Genomic DNA, 16,318 nt, shown 5'->3' with positions numbered 1-16,318 from the left:
AGATTGATTTGTTGCTGGCGCCGGCCATGCCGAACGCGCGCGGTGATGCGTTTCAAGGTCGGTCCCCGTATAGCGGAAAGTCGAGGCCGTTTTCCTCGATGATCTTTTTGAGGTATCCGTCGCTGATGCCAAGACGGCCAGCGACGAAGTGACGGCTCAAGCCTTTGCCGCTGTTGGCGCGCACCAGGTCCACTATCCGCGCCTTTTCAGCGGCTCTCGCCTCGCGGGCAATCTCGCGCTGCTGGCGCTCTTTGTTGTTCGACCTGAACAGGAAACCGTGGGCCTTCGACATGCGGTGGAGCTCTGTCCGGCCGATACCTAGCTCGCGGACGGCCTCACCAAGTGTCATCGTTTTGGCTGCTTCCCTGACCCGATGGAGCTGCTCGCGCTCAACGCGTAGGCGCTCAGTGATCGACTGATCACCTGCAGCCATATCCGCTACACGACGGCTAATCAACGAATTGGAAAAGCGGACGTCACTGGTGAGTTGGTAATCATGAACTGGAAACCTGCCGAGCTGGGTCAGTTGTTCTGATTTGTCGCTGGGCGGGAAGCATGGATACCGTCAGGCTGCCTTTGCCTATAATGCGTTGAGGAAATCCTCAGGAAGGAATTGCGAAGCGGGCAATTGAAGGGATGATCGAGGCGGGTGAACCCCCGATTCAAGAGGCGATAGCGGCGCCTCGCCGTTACCTCGATGTCCAGGCCGCCGGCGAGGCGCCGGACCAGGTGGAACGCCTGCGCTTGATCGCTGAATCGGCCTACCAAGCGGTAACGGACTATCAGCTCTACGCACTTGGGCACCAACCCCTTATCAGACATCGAAGTGGCCTGGAAAGCTGGCAACCTGCTTAAAGTGGGCGTCGGCCGCCTCGGCACGAGAGACCGGTTATTACCGGTTCACAGCATGGGCAATGCTAGCGTTGCTCGGGCACAAATAGAATTACTTCATATCGATCGGCAGGTGCCCCCTGCGGCAGAAGGCGACCCGTTACTGTCAGGGTCTGGCCAGTTTCGGGTTTGCTGTAGTGCCCGGCCAGCTGTATACGGTCAGTCACAACTTTGTCGAAATCGCAGTCGCCCCCCGCCGGTAGGACTCTGATCGCTTCGTTGAGATCCATGAACTCAATGGAGTGTTTCATCCCGTTGTGTGCTTCATAAATGCTGCGCCCGATTGTGCCAGTAACCGTAACGTCCGAGCACCATTTCAGGTCTTTTGCTGCCGCAGAAGCCCAAAATGACTGGCCCAGAAGTAGAATTGAGGGGGCACAGATCGCGCCGATTGACCGAATTAAAAAGCGTTTCATGAGAGTCCTTTGCTCAGATAATGACGAAGTGCCATTATTTCAGAATGACTCAGGGATTTGGGGATTTTGTGAGCCAATAGCCTCAAGCGGTGACGGCCTCCCAGCTCCATGCGACCATCAGCCGCTCATTCGTCACTAAGCTGGCTCAATCAGTTTTGGCCCTTGGTTTCGCACGTTGCCTACGGCTTTCCCCACTGGATACCACCTGAAGTCTTCCGCCGGCCGACATCCGCTCTCAACTATAGCGGCGGCGCGGTCGGGTGATGTCGCGGGGTCCAACCATTCCCTTGCCACTTCTGGCGTAAGTACCAAGGGTTTGCGATCGTGGATGTCCACCAGCCCCTGATCAGCTGCGGCAGTGATGATCACAAACCCGTCGCGCTCGCTTGGCTCAATGTCCTGATGCACTTCAGCCAGCGCAGCGAAGTAGAGCGGCGCCCCGTCAGCACTGGTGATGTAATATGGCTGCTTGCGCTTTGGGTCGGACGGGTCAGGCACCCACTCAAACCAGCCGTTGGCAGGAGCAAGTGCTCTGCCCGCAGGCCATAGCCCCTTGAAAAACTTACCCGTCACCACCGTTTCGGCCCGAGCATTGATCGGATCGGGACGTTTCCCCTTCGCCCAGAACGGCGACCATCCCCACCTGACCTTTTCCACGCTCAGGCCGTCCTCTGCCTGGCGAATGACCTCGACGCGAGTCGCTGGCGCCACGTTGTAACGCGAGATGGGTTCGTGGTCATAGCCATTGATAACCACCAGATCCAACGAAAGCTGGCGAAGGTAGTGATCCATCGACTCGTAGATTGAATAACGTCCGCACATCTCCCACCTCTCGTTCGTCAGAAAATTCGGTGTTCTGGATTGACCGATATCGCGACGCCATATCTACTGTATATGCATACAGTCAGCCTTGAGCCTACCACCATGACAGTCACCTACCTGGGTTCCCCGACCGGAGGCGCCGAGCCTCTTCCGCTTTACTCATTTCGAGTTCCGGCCGGCTTCCCATCGCCTGCGGCTGACCACCTCGAAGGTCACATTTCCCTCGATGAGCTATTCGACCTCCGCGCGCCGCATGTGTATCTGGTGAAAGTTGAGGGCGATAGCATGCAGGGTGCCGGCATCTACTCAGGCGATATCGTGATCGTAGACCGTGGGCGCGAGGCTGAGCATGGCGACATCGTCATCGCTGCCGTGAACAGCGAGCCGGTGTGCAAGAGGCTGCATCGTCGCGACGGCGCGGTGATCCTCAAGTCGGAAAACCCGGCGTATCCCCCGCGCTACATCATGGAGGGCGACGATTTGGTCGTCTGGGGCGTGGTCCGTTACAGCGTGCGCGACCATGCGCAGTGACCAGGTCTTCGCGCTGATCGACTGCAACTCGTTTTATGCGAGCTGTGAGCGGGTCTTTCGACCAGACCTTGCCAAGACCCCGATTGTGGTGCTCAGCAATAACGACGGCTGCGTGATCGCCAGGTCATATGACGCCAAGCCCTTCGTGAAAATGGGCGAGCCTTACTTCCAGGCAAAGGACAAGCTCCGCCAGCACGGCATCATGGCCTTCAGTAGCAACTACGCGCTTTACGGTGACATGAGCGAGCGCGTGATGACGGTCATTGAGGGGATGGTACCCGCGACCGAGATCTACAGCATCGACGAGTGTTTCGCTGACCTGAGCGGCATCCAGGAGAACTTGACCCAGCTCGGGCGGAGGGTGCGCTCGCGGGTTTTCCAGTGCACCGGCATCCCGGTGGGGGTTGGCATCGCCGGTACCAAGACCCTCGCCAAGCTGGCCAACCATACCGCGAAACGCCTACTCGCCCAGACCGGCGGGGTGGTCGATATCACCGATCCCTTCAAGCGCGATTGGGTGCTGCGAAACACCGAGGTCAAAGAGGTGTGGGGAATCGGCCGGCGCATGACGGCGCACCTTGAAGCCATGGGCATCCTTACGGCAATGGATCTCGCCAAGGCCGACCCTTGGACACTCCGGCAGAAATTCAGCGTGGTAGTGGAAAAGACTGCTCGCGAGCTGGCCGGCACGCCGTGCATTGAACTGGATGAGGCGGAGCCGCCGAAGCAGGAGATCTGCTGCAGTCGGATGTTCGGCAAGCGTTTGACCGAGTTGGCGCCGATCAAGCAGGCCGTGGCCACCTACGTCGGCCGCGCGGCAGAAAAGCTTCGGGTCCAAGGCTCGGTGTGCAAGCGCCTGCGGGTGAGCATCCGCACCGGGATGTTCAACCCAGACGAAGCGCGCCATGCCCAAGGCGCCCTGGTGGAGCTGCCATATCCAACGTGCGACACGTTGCTGCTGACGCGGCTGGCCACCGATGCGGTCGGCCGGATCTACCGCCCCGGGTTTCGGTACAGCAAAGCCGAGGTGCTGCTCATGGATCTGCGACAGCCTGGCGAGTTCTCAGGGGATTTGTTTGCGCTCAAGCAGCCTGTGCAGTGTGACCGGCTGATGGAGGTGATGGATAACATCAATGAGCGCTGGGGGAGGGGGACGATGCGGAGCGCCAGTGTGCCGGCGATACCGGACTGGGGTATGAGGCGGGAGATGATGAGTCAGTCGTACACGACAAGGATTGATCATCTGTGGACGGTGAAATGTTGAGCCTTCCAGCGGGCTGGCTCGCTGAGCTGAACGACCAGCCGGAGTTGATCGTTGACCCGGATGGCCGAGCAGCTGTGCTTGCTGAGCTAGCGATGGCAGCGCATCGCCGAGGGGATCTTGATGAAAACCAGCTTTCCGACATGCTGGAATACGCAGAATCTGCTCGGCTTTGGGCGCTCCTCGAACACGAAAGCTGCGCGACTCTTTGAGGTCAAGTTATCTCTCGGCGAGTGGCAGCTATCGACCCATAGCTGCCGTTCGTGGAGGACAGCAAACGGCTTGTATCAGACACTCATCAGGTCTAGCGATGCACCACCTAGTCCATAGAGAAGTGAACGGACACATTCCCCTTCCCCAGAGTCTCGATAAGCTGATCGGGGCTATCAACTCGTCCCAGGTGGGAGTAGGCGTAGATTGACTCAAACGTTTGGTAGAAGATCACCAGCGTATCGTTGCCGTATAGCATCAGATCTCCATTGCGGATGGTGCCAGGCCTCGCCGCACGGGTAGGAAGCCGCTGCGGCAAGGTCGCGTACTTCTCATTGGCGTTGAGTTCGGTCATGTCCAGAGTCAAGGGCAATAACTGAGCGAGTGCCCGTGCGCTTTCATTATCGTCCAAGGTAATAGCGAAGCGCTTGTCACCAATGGTCATCCACATAAGTTTCTCCTTCGGCTTAGGCGCCGCAATTACGTAGCCACTGAGCATCAGCAGCAGGCAGAGCCAGATGCCCGCACGGCACAAATGCAGGCTGATCATGGAGAATCCTGACTTCGGCCTGGTTGTACACGCATGGCCATGAGTGTCATAGCCGCACCAATCAATAGAATGGCCGCACTGGTAGTAAAGGTGCTCTGGTAGCCGCTGTGGTCAAACAGCCAGCCCCCCAACATCGAACCCGAGGCGATGGCAAATTGCACCACTGCCACCATCAACCCACCACCGGCCTCGGCGTCGTTGGGCATCGCCTGAGCGACCCAGCTCCACCAGCCCACAGGCGCTGCCGTGGCCATCAGTCCCCACAGGCCCAGCAGGATCGCCACCGGCACTACTGCGCTGCCAACTGGGATCAGCGAGAGGGCAATCACCGCCATCAGCAGCGGAATAGCTATCAACGTGCGGTACAGTCCCTTCTTCAGCAGGGCGCCGATCAACAACGTCCCCCCCAAGCCGGCAACGCCAATCACCAGCAAGAGCAGCGACAGCATTGTGGCGTCAACCTTCGTCACCGTTTCCAGGAACGGCCTGAGGTAGGTGAACAGCGCGAACTGCCCCATGAAGAAGGCGCCGCAAGCCGCGATGCCGAAGGACACCGAACGAGTCCCAAGCAGCCTGAAAACGTTGGCCGCACCTCGCTTGCGCACCTGGGCCGGCATGCTGGGCAGGCTGAACCATTGCCAGACCAGTGCGATGACCGCTACCGGCACCAGGCAGAGAAACGCGCCGCGCCAGCCGACCACCGACCCCAGATAGCTGCCTAGTGGCGCCGCGATCACCGTGGCCAGCGCATTACCGCCGTTGAAAACAGCCAGCGCCTTGGGCACCTGATCATCTGGCACCAGGCGCATCGCCGTTGCCGCTGACATAGACCAGAATCCGCCGATGACAACACCAATCAACGCTCGTCCGACCATGTAGAGGGTGAAGCTCGGTGCGAGCGCTACAACAGCGCCGGATATCGCCATAAGGCTCGTAAGGATAAGAAGGAGCGTTTTGCGATCCATGCTTCTGGCTAGCCAGGTGATCGACAGGCTGGTCAGCACGGCAAAGGCACCGGAGATCGCGATGCCTTGCCCTGCCGCTCCTTCGCTGACATGCAGATCGACTGCCAACGGTGTCAGCAGACTGACAGGCATGAACTCCGAGGCGATCAGGGCAAAGACGCAGAGCGTCATCGCCAACACCCCGCCCCAGTGACTAGGGCGGGACAGTGGCTGGTCAGCGTGAACAGTAAATGAGGTATTCATGGTGCCCACCGGATCACTTCAGGCCGTTTTGGAAGAACTGGGTGAGCTTTTCGAAAGGAATGAGTTTCACCCGGTCATACAGGTCGACGTGTCCGGCGCTGGGGACGATGTAGAGTTCCTTGGGCTCACCAGCCAGGCGGAATGCCTCCTCACTGAATTCGCGCGAATGGGCGTTCTCGCCAGCGATGAACAGCATCGGGCGAGGGGAGATGGTCTCGATATCCGCGAACGGATAGAAGTTCATGAACTTGATGTTGCTCGTCAGCGTTGGGTGGGTGGTCAGCTCGGAGCTGGAACCTGCCGGCGTGTACTCACCACGAGGCGTGCGGTAGAAGTCGAAGAACTCGCGCTGGATCGGATTGGTATCGTCCCTCAGCTCGTGCACGGTGCCGCTGGTGTACTGAGTCTTGCCGCCGGCGAACTCCACATAGCGCTGCTCGGCTGCTGCTGAGATTGCTTGCTTGCGTTGCTCCAGAGTTTGCGAATGCTTGAGGCCGTTGCGATTGGCGGCGCCCATGTCATACATGCTGACCGTTGCGATAGCCTTCATTCGCGGATCGATCTTGGCCGCACTTATCGCGAAGCTGCCGCTGCCACAGATGCCCAGCACGCCGATGCGCTGCCGATCTACGAACGCCCGAGTTCCGAGATAATCGACAGCCGCACTGAAGTCTTCTGCGTAGAGGTCTGGGAGAACGGCGTTACGTGGGCTGCCCTCGCTCTCGCCCCAGAACGACAGATCTAACGCCAGGGTCACGAAGCCTCGCTCCGCCAGTTTCTGGGCGTACAGGTTGGAACTCTGCTCCTTAACCGCGCCCATGGGATGGCCAACAATGATTGCCGGGCTTCGGGCGGTCATACCTACTCCTTTAGGGATGAAGAGGTTGCCCACGACCTTCATTTGGTACTGGTTCTTGAAGGCGACCTTCTCCATGGTCACCTTGTCGCTCTTGAAAAAATTGTCTGCACCGTTGGACATATCGGCTCCGAGGGCTGTGACCGAGCTGAGCAGAAGGCCCAGGGCTACAAGGAGTTTCTTCATTGGGTCATCTCTCACGGGTTGAAGATCGATCGTCGAGTGTTCTGACGATTGCTTGGGCCGCTCGCGTGCAAAACACACGAGGGCCTAGAGCATTGTCGTGAAAGATTGAGACTTTGATTAGCTAATTAATGCTAAAAGCCGCTATAACCTCTGCTACTGAATAAGAGGATTGACGCATGCCTCGGCACAATTTCAACGACCTGCAAGCCTTCGTGACGGTGGCTCGCGAAGGCAGTTTCACCCGCGCGGCAGCACACCTGGGTGTAACCCAATCTGCGGTAAGTCAGGTTGTGTCAGCGTTGGAGGCGCGGTTGCAGATTCGCCTGCTTACACGCACCACTCGCAGTGTTTCGCTGACGGCGGCGGGTGAACGCCTCATGCATACCATCGGCCACCGTTTCGATGAGATCGAAGCCGAGCTAGATGCGCTGACCGAATTGCGGGACAAGCCGGCGGGCAAGATTCGTATTACCTGTGGCGACAACATCATCAAGACGACCTTGCTGCCCAAGCTGATACCCCTTCTGGCGACCTATCCAGACATCAAGCTCGAATTCGATATCAACTACGGCTTCCGAGATATCGTGGCTGACCGCTTCGATGCCGGGGTGCGGTTTGGCGGTACCGTAGCGCAAGACATGATCGCCATGCCGATCGGCGGCGATCTGCGTATGGCCGTGGTTGCCGCCCCCAGCTATTTCACTGAACATCCCACACCCAAGCATCCTAACGACCTTGCTTCGCATAGGTGTATCGACATCCGTTTTCCCACCTACGGGGGAGTGGAGGCATGGGAGTTCGAGCGCAAAGGCAAGAAATTGAGGGTGAGGGTTGACGGGCAACTGGTGTTCAACACCACCACCCATATCGCTGACGCAGCAGTCGGAGGCCTGGGCATCGCCTACCTGCCCGAAGACGAGTTTTTCCCTTACCTTGAAGAGGGCCGATTGATCCGGGTACTGGAGGACTGGTGCGAGCCTTATTCTGGCTATCACCTCTACTACCCCAGCCGCAGACAACCTTCCCCGGCCTTCGCTCTTGTACTTGAGGCGTTGCGTTTGACGAAGTAGATGCGTAAGTGACGGGAGCAGCTCCACATCATTGTCCGATATGTCCGCTTATGGCCGACATATTCCCTCAAACGAACGGCAGCTTTGGGTCGGTTAGCGACGGTCTGCCCTTGACCGTCGCTTTGGATGGTCAGACCTCCGTCTGCTCTGCCATCTCCAAGGCATCGTCGACCTCAATCCCCAGATATCTGACGGTGCTTTCAAGCTTCGTATGGCCAAGCAAGAGTTGGACTGCCCTCAGATTCTTGGTTCTACGATAGATCAACGAGGCCTTCGTTCGCCGCAGCGTGTGGGTGCCGTACAGCGCCGGATCAAGGCCAATGGCTGTCACCCAGGCTTTCACTATTCGAGCGTATTGCCTGGTGGAGAGATGATCTGAACCGTGTAGCCGGCTCGGAAACAGACAGTCCTCGCTACGGAGATGAGCCTGATGCATCCAGGCTTCCAAAGCCATACGGGTTTGCTCGGTGATCTCAAATTGCACTGGATGGTGAGTTTTCTGCTGCATCACGATCGCTCGTGACGACACATGCTCTCCATGGGCTACGTCCCGTACACGAAGCTTGGTTAAGTCGCAGGCTCGCAGCTTGCTGTCGATTGCCAAGTTGAACAACGCCAGATCCCTAGATTTCTCCGCGATCTGGAGCCTTACCCGGATGGCCCAGATATCTCTGAGTCGGAGCGGAGCTTTCTGCCCGACTAGCTTTCCCTTGTTCCATGGGCGATGGGTGTAGATAGCAGCGGTTTTCATGGGTTGTCCTCCGCGTTAGGGGAGAACAAGGGTGAACTCGATACGGTGGACGGTCGCTAACCGACCCAGAGCGGACGTTCATACCCTTACAAGAAACGCAGCAACGGCGTCGGTTTACATCCCGCAGCGAGAGCGGCAACCTCTTTCAATCATCAGGCAGGACGTTACCGTGCCGCTTATACCTACGTAGTTTGGATATGCTGGCCAGATAACGCTTTATTTTTCTGTCTGCAAACAATGACTATTACAAATCGGATAGCCTGGCTATCATTTTGTAAGCGTCTTCACGAGCAATGGGGATTACCGATCGATGAAGAATGACTCCTTCAATCAGAGCATCTAACGCGACTGCTGACAAGGGGGAGAAAAAGAGTTCGAGTGATCCTCTGATTTCAAGCATCCAGTCTTTCATAACATTCTTCATTACAGAGTTACGACCCGCGAAAATATAGAGCTCGCAAGTCAGCTGGATCGTTCTAGTGCCGAATGTGAATCTTTCAAAGATAACATCCACGATCGCATTGCAAGCGTCTTCTTTAGTCTTTGCTTTTCGAATTGCTGCTGCAAATCGAGTAGATACGCATTGAGCCAACAGCTGGAATGCCTCCAGCAGCAGCTCCTGCATGCTCGGGAAGTAGTGTGTAAGTGAACCGAGAGGCACGCCCGACAGTTCGGAAATCTTTCGGTACGTTGTGCATACAACCCCGTGCAGTTCGATGCAGTCTAGGGTTGCCTTGAGGATATTCTCCCTACGATGAGGGTCTTGCTGCCAAGTCTTCCGTTTCTCGTTCGTCATGCATACTCCTATCTCTGCCAGCTGACATTAGCATAGGGCAAGAAATCGTACAACCGTACGATTTCATTGACCTCGATCAGCGCTCGCAGTAGGATAGAAATCGTACGCCTGTACGGTTTCTTGCGCTGGGCAAGAGCCCGAAACAAATAGCTAGTGGGTCAGGAAATTTTTTGGATGAACACATTGACCGGTGTTATTGATGATTGTTTGTATGACGCGAAGTTCGACGAATCGATTATTGGCTTGAGGAAGTAGACGAAGACACTTTGCAGTCAGTTCAACGCCAAAACGCCCTATGAAGACTTTCTCTGGTCACAACTCATCAATGCTATTTTTGATGGTTGCGCGATGAACGGTAGCTAAGATGTCGGCGAAAAATTCGGCTACTCATCTGGCGTCCTTACTAGCTAGCTCTACCTGGGAAAGGCTCTAGCTCTCTAGGTCGCACGCGTCAGCAAAAATTTTATTACCGATCTGAACCATAAGTTACGGGCTTAGTGTCCGCTTGCGAACTACAGGCTTTATTAGATGAATAGTACGGAACGAGCTTTTTTTACCTCTCATACGCTTTCCGCCTCCAGATATGCTTTCTTCCTCGCGGGATCTTGCATGGGCGCATGGGCACCTTTGGTTCCATTTGCTAAGGAAAGGGCGCAGATAGGTGAGGCGGAATTAGGCCTGCTCCTCTTGGGCCTTGGTACCGGATCAATGTGCATGATGCCGTTTGTGGCCCGTTTAGCGAATCGAATTGGCTGCAGGAGAACTGTCTATCTTGCAAGCGCTGTTACCGCTGTTGCCCTTGTTGGTCTGGCAACTGCCACTTCATATTGGGCACTCTTGTTTTTTTTGTTTATTTTTGGGGCCGCCATCGGTACAGCCGATGTAAACATGAATCTTCAAGGCTCGCTTGTCGAGCGTCACCACGGCAAGCAGATGATGTCTGGCTTTCATGGCCTGGCCAGCGTCGGCAACATTTTCGGCGCCGGCACGGTAAGCCTCCTGCTCTGGTTAGGCCTCAATCCTGTACAGTCAATACTTACATTAGCTCTTGGATTAGGCGTGGTGCTCTTATCTCTTGGTCGTCACATGCTCCCGTTCGCGGAGCTAGAGGGAGCGCCGGCTAAGATGAAGCCAACCAGGCTAGTGTTGCTACTGGCGGGGCTGTGCTTCATCGCTTTTCTGGTTGAAGGTTCTATGCTCGACTGGAGTGCTGTCTATTTGACTTCAAACCGGGACGTGGATTCTGATATTGCGGGCATCGGGTATGCCGCGTTTTCGGTGACCATGGCAGTAGGGAGGCTGTCAGGTGATTGGATCGTCAGCAAAGTCGGGTCGCGAACAGTGCTACTGATAGGAAGTTTGTTGGCTATGGGCGGCATGGCGTTGGCGGTGGGCATCGACCACTGGATTGTTTCGGTTTGGGGGTTCGTGCTCGTCGGATTAGGAATCTCGAATCTCGTTCCGATATTTTGCTCCGCGGCCGGGCATCAGACTGTAATGCCCGTGGCTCAAGCGCTGGCGATAGTCAATGCGATCGGCTACCTAGGCATACTGATGGGGCCGGCTGCGATTGGATTGATCGCTCATGCGACGTCCCTAAGCTTCTCTTTGCTCTTCACCTCAGCGTTACTGATCCTCGTCCTCTGCGGCGCTAAGATCGCATCAGACAAACAGCATTGAGTCTGGCAGGTAATGGCCGCCTCGGGGGCACAGGTGCCGATCACTTTTATTTTTGCTGGAAACGAACCTGTTGCCGCGCTGGAGGGGTGGAGATTCTCTCACCCTGCGCCTTTCGCACAAAGCTCCATAAGCGCCAAATGTATTGTCCGCAAAGAATGAGGCAATGCTGGCCGCTGTGAGTGGCCGCTATGGGTCGATAGCTGCCGGCGGCTATGGATGCTCCCGCCCCATGGCAGCAAAGTGGCTTACAGAACTGGCAGGCAAAAGAGAGCCCGCCGAGGCGGGCAAGGTCTATCACGTAGGGATAGTTTCAGGCTGCCTAAGCGAGCGTGAAAATTTGGTAAACGGGACGTCTGCATACTATTAGGTATAGGGAGATCTCCCTTTGGGGGCGGCGAAGAAGATGATGCGGCGCAGGGCCTGTTCAGGCCTCAGGAAGGGGCACCTGCAACGGTGCGCGACAGCAGAAAAATCGGTTCCAAAACTGAAACCCCGACCCTTGTAGAATGCGGCCTGTAGCCCCTCCGTTTCGACTTTGTTTTGGAACTGATAACGTGCCGCAAGCCGCATTAGCGGGGCTTTCTTGTATAGGATTGCAAATCCGTCTACGCCGGTTCGATTCCGACCTCGGCCTCCACATTCGAAAGCCCCGCAGATTAACGTCTGCGGGGTTTTTTCTTGCGCTCAAAAAAGCAGAAGTGTTCCGCAACTTTTGGCATGTGTTCCGCAACTCATCCTACTTTGTCGGGCTCACGACCTCGCCAACTCGACGGTAGACCCGCTTCGTTATCTCCTCTTTGGAGTGCCCGAGTAGCCTGCTGGCATGGGTGAGGTCTTCGATTTCGGACGCCGCCTTCGGTCGGATGTCCCGGAACTGGAACTGCCGAACCTTGGCGGCCAGGTCTGCGTTGCCATCGGCGGTCAGCTTCCTGGCGGCCTTGTCACGCGCTTCGCTGAATCGGTTCCTCAGCATTTCCCAGCTCATCCGCAGCCCCGAGTCATTGGTGATGAGGCGTGAGTTGCGCACACCTTGCAGCTTTCGCCGCTCCAGAAGCGCTTCGATGAAGAGGCCAAGGCCAGTCAGCTCGCCGTTGACGTGCCGCCGAAAGCGCACTTGCGCGGGATGATGTCCCGCTCGTACCGGTCAAAAAGCTCGCCCATCGTAGCCATCACTTTCGGCTTCGCCTTGTGCCCCAGGCGCGCCCATTCAAGCTTGGCCTCAGCGAGGTCAGTCCCGAGCAGCACTTCCTGCCGCTTCCCGTCTGCATCCCTCTCCCGTCGTAGTAGTACCCAACCCGCAGCTTTCCGCTTTTCATCTTGCGGACCCGCCGCAGTATTCTGGGCGGCAGGTCCTTGTTCGATGCCTTCCTGTTGCGCATCCACTACCCCACGCGCGATAAGTCCAATGTCCAGGTTTCGGTTGTTGCGTTCGTAGCGTCCGGCTTAACGCCCGCCATCTTGAGGCGGGCATACACCCGGCCTACAACTGGTCGCCGCGCCCGAGTCAGCGTGTACTGCCAGCCGTTGTTGGCCAGCCAGGCGATTTGCTTGCTCGGGATCTGGTAGCCGGTGATGCGCACTACCTCGTCGTCTTCGAGGAACTCGCTCGTATGTTCCATGGGATGGTCTCCACGCCGCCGGTGGCGGCAGGTTGTGGTCAATCGACCTGGTAGTACACGTAGCAGTCGACGCCCTGGGCCTGGAGTGATGCGTGCATCGCTTGCACGCCAGCGCTGTGCTTATTGCGATGCCTGGCCAAGGCGTATCGAGATGGATGCCCTGTTGGTGGTAGCCGCTACTCCTTTGCAAATAGCCAGGCAGGGTAGGCAACTGGCTGGCGCGCAGGCCAAGCAGAGGAATGACGATGCGGTCGAGGTTGGCGCTGCCTCCGTCATTGGTACAAGCAGCCACAGCTGCTTTCCCGGCCTCAATGGCGACGCGCACTTTCTGGTGCAGGCCAGCCAATTCTTCTTTTGTCACGGCAATAGCTCTCCAGGCCCGCGCATATCGGCGGGCTTGAATTGTAGGGGGGGGGGGTTACGCGTCCATGAGTGGGACGAGGTTTTCGAGCTCGCGATTCACGCTGCCGGCGTAACGAAATGCCTTCCACTCGGCGTGGTGCGCAGCGCAGTAGTGAAAGTCAGGCACGACTTTGCTCGAGCTGTACTTGCACAGGTTGCGATCGCAGGTGTTTCCTTCGCCGATGGCGCGCGCGCAGGCTGAGCGCACCTCGGCTAAGACTTCAGCAGTACGGGTCCAAGTGCCGGGAGGTGTAGCGCGTGTCGCCGACTCTCGTCTTGGAGCACGTTAACTTCCTGCTCAACCAGTATGTTCTTATGCGTGGAAAGCACAATTGCAAATCCTGGTACAGCTTTGCGAAGAATTGTTCCCTTTTACACGACTACTGATATCAGCCTTACAATCCCTAGCTCAAACCTGAATAGCCAATCGACTGCATATTTCTTTGCATTGCAAAATGCTTGGCTGCATAGCTGCTCCTGTGCGCCTTGGACTGAATGGTAATCAGCTCTTATGAAAACTGGTGTAGTTAACAGTAGTATGGCAACTCCAAGCACCCCGATTAGTCTGACTTTTACCCAGTGCCCGCCCCCTAGCCCCAGCATTTGGGCAGCAAAGATTAATATGCTCAGTATAAGGCTGAGTATTGTAGAGGCCATGACTATAGGGATAACGGCTGTATTGTATACTCTCTGCACATCATGTTGAGGTGTCTGGAAGTTTTTGGTGAAGTCGTCGAAGGTAAAGTTGTCGCTGACACGCCAAGGCTCTCGCTGTCGCTGTGCATCGACGGCATCGAAATAGTAAAGATTCATGAGTTGTTTGTTTCTGGCTTTATCGCCTACTACAGTAAGGGGGTCGTCAATTAAATAAAACATATTTACACGGAATAGTTCTGATTCAGTGGTATTTATATTGCTTCCTGCATAAGTTGGAATGAGGGTGTTCTTGAATTCGTTGTCTCTCCAGATCATGCGTTGAACGTAATAAGTGGAAATTGCTCGTTTGGCTGTCTCTGGATAATTCTCAAGAAGTATTATGCCAATGCTCGAAACTATTTTGTTTTGTATGTTTCCTAATACGGCTCCAGATATGAAAAATGCACTAGCCATTGCTAGTAGGGTCATGCGCAATGACAGTCCTTTTTTTTGTGATGCGTAGGCGGCGACGACGGCGCCAATAAGTGAAAAGGATATGAAGCCGCCTACGGTTGTGTACTGTGTAACATCACGGCCTCTTTCCCACATTCTAAGTGGATGAAAGTCCTCAACCCCTGTATAAGCAGTGTGAGAGCTTAGGGTGTTGATTAGGTATAAGTTGGTGAGCATGCCAAAAAGTGCCACGGAGGAAATCAAAATCTTAGGGAGGTGCTTAAGCATTCATTCTCAGCCTTGTAATAATCTCGTAGCTGGTTTTGGTCTTGGTGAGGATTAATAATGTTGATTCGATTGCGGATGAAGTTTTGGTGAGCCAAAGTGCTTTCAAAATTCCATCCATCTACCCGTGAGGCATGACTGCATCATATCGATGGCCATTGGCTATTTTTGCAGCAAGTGGTACTAGTATCAACGTTTTTAACAACCGTCCGTGACATCATGTTGGGAGCGATAATTACGTCTAGGTCGATGCATTTCCCTGCACGTCATTCGCGAGAGCCCCGAATAGGCCATGCTAGCGAAGGCGATCATGGCTTATGCTGCCTCGGTGGGCGTGCTGCCCTTTCCATGATGGCGATTGACATGTGGCGCCGCTCCTGCACTTCCGGACTATCGGGATCGTAGTTGGGACCGAACCACGTTTTTTATGCGAGCTGTAAGCGGGTCTTTCGGCCGGACCTGGCCAAGACCCCGATTGTGGTGCTCAGCAACAACGACGGCTGCGTGATCGCCAGGTCGTACGACGCAAAGCCCTTCATAAAAATGGGCGAGCCCTATTTCCAGGCAAAGGACAAGCTCCGCCAGCACGGCATCATGGCCTTTAGCAGTGACTACGCGCTTTACGGCGACATGAGCGAGCGCGTTATGACGGTCATTGAGGGGATGGTACCCGCGACCGAGATCTACAGCATCGACGAGTGTTTCGCTGACCTGAGCGGTATCCAGGAGAACTTGATCCAGTTAGGGCGGAAGGTGCGATCGCGTGTCTTCCAGTGCACCGGCATCCCCGTGCGCGTAGGCATCGCCGGTACCAAGACCCTCGCCAAGCTGGCCAACCATACCGCGAAACGTCTACTCGCCCAGACCGGCCTGCGGCAGAAATTCAGCGCGGTAGTGGAAAAGACTGCCCGCGAGCTGGCCGGCACGCCGTGCCTTGAACTGGATGAGGCGGAGTCGCCGAAGCATGCCCAAGGCGCTCTGGTGGAGCTGCCATATCCAACGTGCGACACGTTGCTGCTGACGCGGCTGGCCACCGATGCGGTCGGCCGGATCTACCGCCCCGGGTTCCGGTACAGCAAAGCCGAGGTGCTGCTGATGGATTTGCGGCAGCCTGGCGAGTTTTCGGAGGATTTGTTTGCGCTCAAGCAGCCGGTGCAGTGTGACCGGCTGATGCATGTGATGGATAACATCAACGAGCGCTGGGGGAGGGGTACGATGCGGAGCGCCAGTGTGGCGGCGGCGCCGGACTGGGGCATGAGGCGGGAGATGATGAGTCAGTCTCATACGACGAGGATCAATCAGTTGTGGACAGTCAAATGCTGAGCCTGCCAGAGGGGTGGATAGCGGAGATGAACGACCAGTCGGCTTTGATCGCAGACCCTGATTGGCGGGCTGCTGTGCTTTCTGAGCTAGCGATGGCAGCGCATCGCCGTAGAGATGTTGAGGATGAGCAGCTTTCTGACATGCTTGAGCTTGCCGAGGCTGCACGCCTCTGGGCGCTGCTTGAGCAGAATGATGCTTAGATCTGCGCAGCGGGGCCCTAGGCTTACCTAAACGATAGGCTGAGATGTAGTGGTCTAATGAAACCGGACACTCATTTAGGCGAGAATGCTCGCCACAAAGAGGTGTCTGATGACCAAGCAACGCCGTACCTTTACCCCTGAGTTCAAGCGCGAAGCAGCCTGTCTGGTGCTC

18 protein-coding genes and 3 pseudogenes are annotated in these 16,318 nt (G+C 56.2%); 9 read left to right on the top strand and 12 right to left on the bottom strand.

Annotated elements, in window-relative coordinates:
• Positions 1-52: 52 nt before the first annotated feature.
• Positions 53-433, bottom strand: coding sequence for a hypothetical protein (locus HU720_RS04745; RefSeq protein WP_186517684.1), 381 nt, complete (start codon positions 431-433; stop codon positions 53-55).
• Here HU720_RS04745 and HU720_RS24215 point away from each other — a divergent pair.
• Positions 434-535 (top strand): annotated as a pseudogene (locus HU720_RS24215) (DNA adenine methylase); the annotation flags it as partial.
• A 101-nt stretch (positions 536-636) separates the two neighbouring features.
• Positions 637-855, top strand: a complete 219-nt coding sequence (locus HU720_RS24210; RefSeq protein ID WP_238337624.1) for a hypothetical protein — start codon at positions 637-639, stop codon at positions 853-855.
• A 62-nt stretch (positions 856-917) separates the two neighbouring features.
• Here the strand turns inward: HU720_RS24210 and HU720_RS04740 are convergent, their stop codons facing one another.
• Both HU720_RS04740 and HU720_RS04735 read right to left on the bottom strand, forming a co-directional pair.
• Positions 918-1,307 (bottom strand): hypothetical protein, encoded by a 390-nt coding sequence (locus HU720_RS04740; RefSeq protein ID WP_186517682.1) that lies wholly within the window; start codon positions 1,305-1,307, stop codon positions 918-920.
• 135 nt (positions 1,308-1,442) lie between these two features.
• Positions 1,443-2,129, bottom strand: coding sequence for an SOS response-associated peptidase family protein (locus tag HU720_RS04735; RefSeq protein WP_186517680.1), 687 nt, complete (start codon positions 2,127-2,129; stop codon positions 1,443-1,445).
• Positions 2,130-2,231: 102 nt separating this feature from the next.
• Between HU720_RS04735 and umuD the strand changes: the two genes are divergently transcribed.
• From umuD to HU720_RS04720, 3 genes are read left to right on the top strand one after another with little or no spacing between them, the layout of a single operon-like run.
• Positions 2,232-2,660 carry a translesion error-prone DNA polymerase V autoproteolytic subunit gene (gene umuD, locus HU720_RS04730; RefSeq protein WP_186517678.1) on the top strand — a complete coding sequence of 143 codons (429 nt, stop codon included), beginning with the start codon at positions 2,232-2,234 and terminating at the stop codon, positions 2,658-2,660.
• Positions 2,650-3,924, top strand: coding sequence for a Y-family DNA polymerase (locus HU720_RS04725; RefSeq protein ID WP_186517676.1), 1,275 nt, complete (start codon positions 2,650-2,652; stop codon positions 3,922-3,924). The genes umuD and HU720_RS04725 overlap by 11 nt, the downstream gene beginning before the upstream one ends.
• On the top strand, positions 3,906-4,133 hold the full coding sequence (locus tag HU720_RS04720) for a hypothetical protein (protein ID WP_346656554.1): 228 nt from the start codon (positions 3,906-3,908) through the stop codon (positions 4,131-4,133). Before HU720_RS04725 ends, HU720_RS04720 begins: the two co-directional genes overlap by 19 nt.
• Before the next feature lie 107 nt (positions 4,134-4,240).
• Here the strand turns inward: HU720_RS04720 and HU720_RS04715 are convergent, their stop codons facing one another.
• Genes HU720_RS04715 through HU720_RS04705 form a run of 3 tightly spaced genes read right to left on the bottom strand, consistent with a single transcriptional unit; the run spans position 4,241 to position 6,931 of the window.
• Positions 4,241-4,630, bottom strand: a complete 390-nt coding sequence (locus tag HU720_RS04715; RefSeq protein WP_225806722.1) for a cyclophilin-like fold protein — start codon at positions 4,628-4,630, stop codon at positions 4,241-4,243.
• A 47-nt stretch (positions 4,631-4,677) separates the two neighbouring features.
• A complete protein-coding gene (locus tag HU720_RS04710; RefSeq protein WP_104926634.1) occupies positions 4,678-5,889 on the bottom strand; it encodes an MFS transporter in 1,212 nt (403 codons plus the stop codon).
• Positions 5,890-5,902: 13 nt separating this feature from the next.
• Positions 5,903-6,931 (bottom strand): alpha/beta hydrolase, encoded by a 1,029-nt coding sequence (locus HU720_RS04705; protein WP_110606498.1) that lies wholly within the window; start codon positions 6,929-6,931, stop codon positions 5,903-5,905.
• 176 nt (positions 6,932-7,107) lie between these two features.
• Here HU720_RS04705 and HU720_RS04700 point away from each other — a divergent pair, with 176 nt between their 5' ends.
• Positions 7,108-8,001 carry a LysR family transcriptional regulator gene (locus tag HU720_RS04700; protein WP_104926636.1) on the top strand — a complete coding sequence of 298 codons (894 nt, stop codon included), beginning with the start codon at positions 7,108-7,110 and terminating at the stop codon, positions 7,999-8,001.
• Between the two features lie 130 nt (positions 8,002-8,131).
• Here the strand turns inward: HU720_RS04700 and HU720_RS04695 are convergent, their stop codons facing one another.
• Together HU720_RS04695 and HU720_RS04690 are read right to left on the bottom strand one after the other, a co-directional pair.
• Positions 8,132-8,752, bottom strand: a complete 621-nt coding sequence (locus HU720_RS04695; protein WP_033698632.1) for a tyrosine-type recombinase/integrase — start codon at positions 8,750-8,752, stop codon at positions 8,132-8,134.
• 244 nt (positions 8,753-8,996) lie between these two features.
• Entirely contained in the window at positions 8,997-9,548 is a 552-nt protein-coding gene (locus tag HU720_RS04690) for a TetR family transcriptional regulator (RefSeq protein ID WP_104926637.1), read from the bottom strand.
• A 528-nt stretch (positions 9,549-10,076) separates the two neighbouring features.
• On the opposite strand from HU720_RS04690, the gene HU720_RS04685 reads away from it, so the two are divergent.
• Positions 10,077-11,228, top strand: a complete 1,152-nt coding sequence (locus tag HU720_RS04685; RefSeq protein ID WP_104926638.1) for an MFS transporter — start codon at positions 10,077-10,079, stop codon at positions 11,226-11,228.
• A gap of 736 nt (positions 11,229-11,964) precedes the next feature.
• On the opposite strand, the pseudogene HU720_RS04680 reads toward HU720_RS04685, so the two are convergent.
• The 4 genes and pseudogenes from HU720_RS04680 to HU720_RS04665 form a co-directional block, all read right to left on the bottom strand.
• Positions 11,965-12,607, bottom strand: a pseudogene (locus tag HU720_RS04680) (hypothetical protein).
• A gap of 3 nt (positions 12,608-12,610) precedes the next feature.
• Entirely contained in the window at positions 12,611-12,847 is a 237-nt protein-coding gene (locus HU720_RS04675; RefSeq protein WP_186517673.1) for a DUF4224 domain-containing protein, read from the bottom strand.
• Positions 12,848-12,885: 38 nt separating this feature from the next.
• A pseudogene (locus HU720_RS24590) lies at positions 12,886-13,208 on the bottom strand (hypothetical protein).
• Positions 13,209-13,621: 413 nt separating this feature from the next.
• Positions 13,622-14,626, bottom strand: coding sequence for a hypothetical protein (locus HU720_RS04665; RefSeq protein WP_186517669.1), 1,005 nt, complete (start codon positions 14,624-14,626; stop codon positions 13,622-13,624).
• A gap of 402 nt (positions 14,627-15,028) precedes the next feature.
• Between HU720_RS04665 and HU720_RS04660 the strand changes: the two genes are divergently transcribed.
• Both HU720_RS04660 and HU720_RS04655 read left to right on the top strand, forming a co-directional pair.
• Positions 15,029-15,946, top strand: coding sequence for a DUF4113 domain-containing protein (locus HU720_RS04660; RefSeq protein WP_186517667.1), 918 nt, complete (start codon positions 15,029-15,031; stop codon positions 15,944-15,946).
• Between the two features lie 26 nt (positions 15,947-15,972).
• Positions 15,973-16,146 (top strand): hypothetical protein, encoded by a 174-nt coding sequence (locus tag HU720_RS04655; protein WP_238337623.1) that lies wholly within the window; start codon positions 15,973-15,975, stop codon positions 16,144-16,146.
• The last annotated feature ends 172 nt before the right edge of the window (positions 16,147-16,318 follow it).

Origin of the sequence: Pseudomonas sp. SWRI51 (genome assembly GCF_014268825.1) — a bacterium.
Lineage (GTDB): Bacteria > Pseudomonadota > Gammaproteobacteria > Pseudomonadales > Pseudomonadaceae > Aquipseudomonas > Aquipseudomonas farsensis.
Note: the sequence above shows the minus strand (reverse complement) of the source record. Positions and strands in the feature narration are given on the sequence as shown.

Coding starts and splice junctions, on each gene's coding strand:
- HU720_RS04745 (WP_186517684.1), bottom strand. CDS start 433: ATGGCTGCAGGTGATCAGTCGATCACTGAGCGCCTACGCGTTGAGCGC.
- HU720_RS04665 (WP_186517669.1), bottom strand. CDS start 14,626: ATGCTTAAGCACCTCCCTAAGATTTTGATTTCCTCCGTGGCACTTTTT.
- HU720_RS04725 (WP_186517676.1), top strand. CDS start 2,650: ATGCGCAGTGACCAGGTCTTCGCGCTGATCGACTGCAACTCGTTTTAT.
- HU720_RS04715 (WP_225806722.1), bottom strand. CDS start 4,630: ATGCTCAGTGGCTACGTAATTGCGGCGCCTAAGCCGAAGGAGAAACTT.
- HU720_RS04655 (WP_238337623.1), top strand. CDS start 15,973: ATGAACGACCAGTCGGCTTTGATCGCAGACCCTGATTGGCGGGCTGCT.
- HU720_RS04690 (WP_104926637.1), bottom strand. CDS start 9,548: ATGACGAACGAGAAACGGAAGACTTGGCAGCAAGACCCTCATCGTAGG.
- HU720_RS04740 (WP_186517682.1), bottom strand. CDS start 1,307: ATGAAACGCTTTTTAATTCGGTCAATCGGCGCGATCTGTGCCCCCTCA.
- HU720_RS04675 (WP_186517673.1), bottom strand. CDS start 12,847: ATGGAACATACGAGCGAGTTCCTCGAAGACGACGAGGTAGTGCGCATC.
- HU720_RS04710 (WP_104926634.1), bottom strand. CDS start 5,889: ATGAATACCTCATTTACTGTTCACGCTGACCAGCCACTGTCCCGCCCT.
- HU720_RS04685 (WP_104926638.1), top strand. CDS start 10,077: ATGAATAGTACGGAACGAGCTTTTTTTACCTCTCATACGCTTTCCGCC.
- HU720_RS24210 (WP_238337624.1), top strand. CDS start 637: ATGATCGAGGCGGGTGAACCCCCGATTCAAGAGGCGATAGCGGCGCCT.
- HU720_RS04700 (WP_104926636.1), top strand. CDS start 7,108: ATGCCTCGGCACAATTTCAACGACCTGCAAGCCTTCGTGACGGTGGCT.
- HU720_RS04735 (WP_186517680.1), bottom strand. CDS start 2,129: ATGTGCGGACGTTATTCAATCTACGAGTCGATGGATCACTACCTTCGC.
- umuD (WP_186517678.1), top strand. CDS start 2,232: ATGACAGTCACCTACCTGGGTTCCCCGACCGGAGGCGCCGAGCCTCTT.
- HU720_RS04705 (WP_110606498.1), bottom strand. CDS start 6,931: ATGAAGAAACTCCTTGTAGCCCTGGGCCTTCTGCTCAGCTCGGTCACA.
- HU720_RS04695 (WP_033698632.1), bottom strand. CDS start 8,752: ATGAAAACCGCTGCTATCTACACCCATCGCCCATGGAACAAGGGAAAG.